The organism is Anaerolineales bacterium, assembly GCA_016928575.1.
Taxonomy (GTDB): domain Bacteria; phylum Chloroflexota; class Anaerolineae; order Anaerolineales; family RBG-16-64-43; genus JAFGKK01.
Window position 1 is genome coordinate 25,177 of sequence record JAFGKK010000060.1, and the last position, 6,902, is coordinate 32,078.

Here is a 6,902-nt window from a genome sequence, read left to right on the forward strand (position 1 = left end):
GGCGCCGCGCGCAGGACGGGGCGGTGCTACCCGAGCGCCTTGCGCAACGCAAAACTCACCGTATCCACCTCGTCCTCGGTCATCACGCTGGAAAATGGCAGCGCCAGGCTTTGCTGCGCCAGCCGCTCGGTGACTGGAAAATCGCCGGGCCGGTATCCGAACTGCTCGCGGTAGAAGGATTGCAGGTGGATCGGGGAAAAATATTTGCGCGAGGGGACGCCCTGATCAGCCAGCTGGTCGATGACGCGGTCGCGGTCGGCCGGGGGAAGGATGCGGACGACATAGACAAACCACGATGGGGTTGTGGTGAAGGGCGCGATTTTCGGTAGGCGGAGGGTTTCCACATCCCGCAGCCGTTCCTCGTACCAGAAAGCCACCCGGCTTCGCTTCTCAAGCAAATCGCCCAAGCGGCGCGCTTGCGCCAAACCGAAGGCCGCACTCATTTCATCCAAACGGTAGTTGTATCCAAGACGGTCGTGTTCCAGCCACATCCCACCTGGTTTGCGGCCCTGGTTCCGCAACGAACGGACCTGCTCGATCCAATCCTCGTTGTTTGTGACGACCATGCCCCCTTCTCCGGTCGTCATCTGTTTGTTGGGATAGAACGCCATCACGGCGATATCCCCCAAAGATCCCGCCGGCCGCCCCTTATAGCCGGCTCCAATCGTCTCACAGGCGTCCTCGACAATCACCAGGTTGTGTCTATGCGCAATATCCCTTAATTGGTCATAATCGGCGGCTTGCATAAAAACATTCGCCGGCAACAGCGCCTTCAGCTCCCGGGAATCCGTTCTTGCCTTCGCCATGTTGCGCGGCAGGCATCGCTCGGCGTCTTTTCCCCCTCGGAAAATGGCTTCGACGGTTTCGTCCACCTTGCCCCAATCGAGGTTGCCCGTCAGATCATTCACGTCCGCGAAAACCGGCACCGCCCGCTCGTACAGGATGCAATTCGACGAGGCGACGAAGGAAAAAGGCGTCGTCACCACCAAATCCCCTTCCCCGATTCCGGCCGCAATCACCGAGAGGTGCAACCCGGCGGTTCCCGAGGATACTCCGGCGGCGAATTTCGTACCGGCGATCCGCGCCATTTCATCTTCGAACGCCTGGATCTGTCCGCCCATGCTCAGATCGGTCGAGTGCAGAACCTTCAGCACGGCGTCGATTTCGGCCTGGGTGATGTCCGGTGAGGACATGCGGATGGTCGGTCGGGGCAAGGTGTTGTTTCCTCCGTTCACGGAATGACGGCTATTGTATCAGGGAACGGCGCCGGAATCCGGAGGCGGAGGTGTGTTGTGCGTTTGGGAGGGATCCCGCAAGTAACCGCGCGTTTCGTTTTCCATACGATAGGCGCGGGGTAACCTATCCGCGTAGAAAACCCTGGAACCGTTCAATCGTCAGGGGCGCGGACCCTTCGTAGTGGTTGTTGACATTCACGTAGATTTCGTTCTTGGCTCCGGCCAATCCCCTCACGATCCCGGCGATTTCCGCCAATTCCTTTTCGCGCGAGGTCACGATCCGGTTCCATCCGTTGCCGGTTTCCTTTTCAATCTCCTCGCGCCCCGTCCCGTGCAATCGGAGGACCACGATGCGGAAACTCCGGATTTGCGGCTCGAGCTTCTTCCAAAGGTCAACAATGGAAGGCATCCAATATCCCTGCAACAGGACCAATCCCCAGTCGTCGTCCTTCAGGTAATCCAGGAACCGTTGGTTCAGGTAGTTGCCGTTGCGGATCTCGACCGCATACCGATGCCCGTCGGGGAGAGCGGCGCGGAACCGCGCCAGCCGCTTTTCAAGCTCCTGCTGCGAAGCCATTTTTTGGCGGTTGAGATATTCGAATTGGAAAATCACCGGTCCGAGAGTCGGTCCCAGCGGATCCAGGCGGCTGAGGAATTGTCCGGTCAAACGGGAGGAAAGAAAGTGTTGGTTTTCCTCCCCCAACACCCCCTTCCGCTTCGAATATCCGTGCGTCAGGGTGACGCTGTTCGGGGCTTTGACCGAGAAGCGGAAATCCTTGGGCACCGAGGCGCGGTATTCCGCGACCACTGCCGGATCGGGCAGCTTTGGCGTTCCCTTCGAAAAAAGCGACCAGAACCACTGGTCGACCTCAACCGTCGAATAACGGCGCGCGTACTCCCGGAGGTAATCGGTCACCCCGTCGGAATACACCAATCCTTTCCACGAGTCGTATTTCCAGGAACAGGTGCCGATCCGGAGGCTCTTCATCCCGGCTACCCTCCCTTCTCCGGCGCGGCCGCCCGGCTACAACATTTTCGTCTCCGTCCCCTCGCCGGTCCGGCCGATTTCATACACGAAAATGCCATGCCGCTCGTCGATCACCGTCGGTGTCCACCCACTCATCGAGAACATATGCGAAACCACTCTGGCTCCCGGTTTCAACGATCCGGCCAATTCCTTCTGCAATCTCTGATTGGTGCCCTGGAGGAGGTAGAGCGTCACCACGTCCGCGCCGGCGACGGGGAACCTGCGCATGTTGCCGAGCCGCACTTGCGCTTTTCCGCGCAGCCCCAGGAGAAGGATCCAAAGGTTAGCAATCACCCAGCGGATCGGGTCGATCTCTACCCCGACGGCCTTGGCTTGGAAAGTCCGGGCCGCCAGGACTACGATCCGACCGTCGCCCGCGCCCAGGTCGATCACCATCTGGCCCGGCTTGAGCTCGGCAAGCTCCAACATCCGGCGGATAACCCGGTACGGTCCCGGAATCCACGGCGCCCCCCAGAGGACGGGAAGGTACACCCACAGGATCAACACCAGGCTTGCGATGGCGAACCCCTGCGTAACGACCGTCCAGTGAGCCGCGATGAATTCAGCCATGCACCGCTTGCGTTTTTTTCCGACCGGTCATCGGAACAACCCCGGGATTTCGGCCAAGTTGAGGATCTCGCAATCCGGCGCGTCCTGCGCCGCGGCCGGCTCCTCCTCCGCGTGCAAGCCCCCCTCGCGGCGGATGCGGACCGCGCGCATCCCGGCCTCGCGCGCGCCGCGGAAATCCTTGCACGGGTTATCCCCGACGTAGGCAGCCCGTTCCCCGCCGACGCCCAGCCGCGCAAGGATGCGGTCGAACGCCTTCCGGCAGGGCTTCCATTCCGCGCGGTCCTCCTCGCCCAACACGACCACCGCTTCCATCCAGCGCTCCAATCCCAAGGACCGGATTTTTGCCTCCTGCGCCGTGCGGCGCCCTTCGGTCAGCAGACCCAGGCGGTGCCCGTTTTTCAAGCGCTCCAGCGCCGCTTCCGAATCCGGATAGAAGGCGATCTGCGGGGCATGCTCCCGGTAAACCTCCACCATCTCCGGCAGCAGCGCCTCCGTCAAGCCCTGTTCCGAGAGCCACCATTGAAACGCGTCGCGGCGGAATCCGGCGTCGAACAAGGTTTGAAGCTGGGCGCGTACGACCGCCTGCGAAAGCCCCGTCCGCCGTTCCGCCCACGCGGCGACGGCGCGGAATCCGCCGAGGACATAATCCCGTTCCGGATAGAGGGTGTCGTCCAAATCGAAGATCCAAGCGTCAAGCATATGCGTTCGAAGTCCCAGCCCGCGCAATCGGATCGGGCTTGCGGCTCCGCGGCGGCGAAAAAAACGCCCGCCTACCCGGCCGGCCCCCTTTCGCTTTCTTCAAAGAAGAACGAATCGTCGAAGCGCGTCATGAACAAGCCCTGCTTGTAGGAGCCCCTCGGCGGAATCCTCATCGGAAGGCCGGCGGCTTCGGCCAAGTACCAGCGCGGAGAATCCGCGCCCGCCGCGAATCCCAACGGACAGCCGCCTCCGAAGCGGGCGTTGATTTCCGTAAATAACGGATTTCCGCCGCGCAGGATGCACTGCACGGTGACCGGGCCGGTGGCGCGGATTCCCCGAGCCGCCTCGGCGCAGTGCCGGGCGATTTTCTCATCCCACAGGGTGACCCCCTTGGCCACTTCGCCGGCGCGGATCTCGATCCGCCGGCGGCTGACCACCGCCCAGACGTCGCCCGTCGCGCCGCAGATTACGTCGCTGGTCACTTCCGGGCCGGGCAGGCACTCCTGCACGATCGGATCATCCACGTAGGTCAGGAAGAATTCCAACTGGCGTTCATTTTCCACCCGGAACGCCCCCTGTCCTGCGCTTCCGCGGCGCGGCTTGATGAACAGCGGGAATTCCGGCTTCTCCGTCCGCAGATTCTCCGGCAGCCAGGACCGCGCGGCCGGGATGCCTAGGGTTTCGAAGAGCAAATGCGTTTTCCACTTGTCGCGGGCGGTCTCTGCGCCGGCCGCGTCCGGCGTCATCACCGCCGCTCCCGCTTCGGCGAACTCCGCTTTGTGCGCCGCCAGGATCGGAATGTCCGGATCGATCAGCGGGAATACGAGCCGGATCTTACCGCGGCGGACAATCTCGATCAGCGCCGGGACATAATCCGGATCCGCAAAGGGCGGGACGATATGCGTTTCCTGCGCGGCCCGGAACGACGGCGCCAGCGGATTGACGTCCGTGGCGTGGATCCGGCCCATCAACCGCAGGGATCGGTAGGCGCGCTGAAAGGCGCGGATCAGTTCCACCCGCCGGCCGGCGCTGGTCAGCAGTACGTTTACGCTAGGGAGTCTCTTTTTTAACACCGATGGCAAAGTAGCCTCCGGGAATCCGGTCGGATTGCCTTCCGCCGGCCAGGAATCCGTTCCACCAGACGAAGGGGAAGAAGAGGATCGAACCGGCGGCCTTGACCGGTAGATACAACGCCGGGAGGAAGCGGGCGATGCAACCGGCGAAAAATTCCACCGCAATCCGGTACATCGCCGTCCCGGCTCCAACCGCCGGCTCGACCTGCCGGCAGTCCAATCCGGCCTGTTCGACCAACCGGCGCATTCCAGCCCGGGAGAAGCGCCAATAATCCTCGGGGCCGGGATGATACCCGATGACGAACGGCGCCTGGAGATAGAGCGTCCCGCCGGGCCGCAGGACGCGCGCCATCTCGCGCACCGCCCGGAACGGATCGGCGATGTGCTCGACGGTCTCCTGCGAGAGTACGAGCGCGAAACTGGAATCCGGAAACGGAAGCGCGAGGGCGTCCCCGACCACGTCGACCGCGCCGGTGCGGGCCAGGTCGAAGTTCACCATCCGCGGATCGAACCGGGTGTCGCCGCAGGCCAGGTTCAACCCCCGCCCGCTTCCCAAATTCTCAAGCAGGGAGCGGGTTGCGGCGCGCACGGCGGGCGAATCGTTGTGCGCCGCCCACAGCGCCCGGATAAAACGCCTGCGGAGATCAACGGCCATGGCCGCCCCGCGGAGCCCCAACGTTCGAGGCGGTCATCTCGCCCATCAGGATTTCCATTTCGCGCGCCTGCCCCTCGCGGCCGAAACCCCGTTCCACGGCCGACCGCCCGCGGGCCCCCATCTTTCTCGCCGCGGAGGGGTCATCCGCCAACCGGCGGACCGCCTCCGCCAGCGCCGGCGCGTTCCCGGGCGGCACCGCCACGCCGGCACGCGCCTCTTCGACCACCTGCCGGATCACTCCGTCGATCGCCAGGACAACCGGCCGCCCGGCGGCCATGTAGTCGAAGACCTTGTTGGGATAGGTTGTCCCGTAGAGCGGAATCGGTTTAAGAATGGCAATTCCGCAATCGCCGGCCGCCAGAACTTCGGCCATGTCCTGCTTCGCCACCGGCGGAAGAAATCGTACGTTTTCCAGCTTCCGTTCGGCCGCCCGAAGCGCCAAAGCGGGTTTCTCCTTCCCATCGCCGACTAAAAGGAAACAGATCCGCGGATCCGCGCGCAATATTTCCGCCGCGTCCAACAGCACCGTCAGATCGTTCGAAACCCCGTGGGCCCCGGCATACAACGCGACGAACCGCTCGTCCAACCCATGCTTCTTCCGGAACTCCGCTCCTTCCGAGGTCGGATCGAACATCGAAGGATCCACACCGTTGCGGATCAGGACGATCTTCTCCGCATCCGCGCCGCGCCCTTCCAGGTGCCCGAAAAAACCGGGGGAGTTGACGACCAGCCTATCCGCCCGGCGGTAGAGAAATCCTTCGAGGAACAGAGCCAGCCGGATCAACACCGGATTCCGCAGGATGCCGAGTTGGATCGCGAACGCCGGCCACAGGTCGCGGATTTCGAAAAGGAATTTCGCCTTCCGGCAACGGGCCAGGAGCCAAGCGGTGAAAACCTGCGGCAAAGGCGGGGAGGTTCCCCAAACCAAATCGATTTTCGGCAGGGCCATTCCGCGGATGAACGCGGAGAGCATGAAGGAAAAAAAGCCGACGGTGCGCCAAAAGAAGGAGCGGTTGACGCTCCCCCACACCCGGCACCGGACGACCTCCAGGCCCGGTTCCAGGACTTCATGATCCTTCTCGGTGACCCGCCGGCCGGTTTGGTATGAGTACGGGCTTGCCAGAATGGTGATTCGGTGGCCGCGCTTAACCAACCAATGCGCCATTTCATAGTGGCGGGTCCCCCCCGGATCGTCCGGCCGTACAAATACCTGGTGAATAAGGAGGATATGCATACAAAGCGGCGTTTCCGCCGGGTGCGATAATTGTACCTCGGATGCGTGTCATCCAATAAAGTTGGGGCCCGGATGCTTCGCCTTAAGGGAAGGGAAGGATCGGTTTGACGACGCCGTTTTGTTTTTGGAAGGGGCCGGCGGAAAAGACCGGCGCAGAGGAAGGGGATGCATTCGGCGCGGGAAGCATCCCAAGTCCAACACTCCCGCCATGCCCGGGGCAAGAAGAGGGGCTCGGGGCCGTTTTTACTGCAGATTGGTTTCCATATTGCTTTATAAAAAAGAAGGGTATCTGCTCAGCCTCAGTAATATTGAAATGAAATCCTGTGCAAATTCCGGTCAATTCGGCCACCGATTCCGGTGTAATCCGGCCGCCCCATACCAACCCTCCATCATCAGCGACGAGATTGTA

At 62.4% G+C, this 6,902-nt stretch carries 8 protein-coding genes; all 8 read right to left on the minus strand.

Going from position 1 to position 6,902, the window contains the following annotated elements; translation table 11 throughout:
- Positions 1-26 precede the first annotated feature (26 nt).
- Positions 27-1,193, minus strand: coding sequence for a DegT/DnrJ/EryC1/StrS family aminotransferase (locus JW929_07850; GenBank protein ID MBN1439305.1), 1,167 nt, complete (start codon positions 1,191-1,193; stop codon positions 27-29).
- 166 nt (positions 1,194-1,359) lie between these two features.
- Positions 1,360-2,223 carry a DUF72 domain-containing protein gene (locus tag JW929_07855; protein MBN1439306.1) on the minus strand — a complete coding sequence of 288 codons (864 nt, stop codon included), beginning with the start codon at positions 2,221-2,223 and terminating at the stop codon, positions 1,360-1,362.
- 36 nt (positions 2,224-2,259) lie between these two features.
- Positions 2,260-2,832, minus strand: a complete 573-nt coding sequence (locus tag JW929_07860) for a class I SAM-dependent methyltransferase (protein MBN1439307.1) — start codon at positions 2,830-2,832, stop codon at positions 2,260-2,262.
- Between the two features lie 27 nt (positions 2,833-2,859).
- Complete coding sequence (locus tag JW929_07865; protein ID MBN1439308.1) at positions 2,860-3,531, minus strand: HAD family hydrolase; 672 nt, start codon at positions 3,529-3,531, stop codon at positions 2,860-2,862.
- Positions 3,532-3,602: 71 nt separating this feature from the next.
- A complete protein-coding gene (locus tag JW929_07870) occupies positions 3,603-4,604 on the minus strand; it encodes an ATP-grasp domain-containing protein (GenBank protein ID MBN1439309.1) in 1,002 nt (333 codons plus the stop codon).
- Positions 4,582-5,259 carry a class I SAM-dependent methyltransferase gene (locus JW929_07875; protein ID MBN1439310.1) on the minus strand — a complete coding sequence of 226 codons (678 nt, stop codon included), beginning with the start codon at positions 5,257-5,259 and terminating at the stop codon, positions 4,582-4,584. The genes JW929_07870 and JW929_07875 overlap by 23 nt, the downstream gene beginning before the upstream one ends.
- Positions 5,249-6,493 (minus strand): glycosyltransferase family 4 protein, encoded by a 1,245-nt coding sequence (locus JW929_07880; protein MBN1439311.1) that lies wholly within the window; start codon positions 6,491-6,493, stop codon positions 5,249-5,251. Before JW929_07880 ends, JW929_07875 begins: the two co-directional genes overlap by 11 nt.
- Positions 6,494-6,575: 82 nt before the next feature.
- Positions 6,576-6,902 (minus strand): hypothetical protein (locus JW929_07885; GenBank protein ID MBN1439312.1); only part of this gene is annotated, 327 nt, incomplete at its 5' end.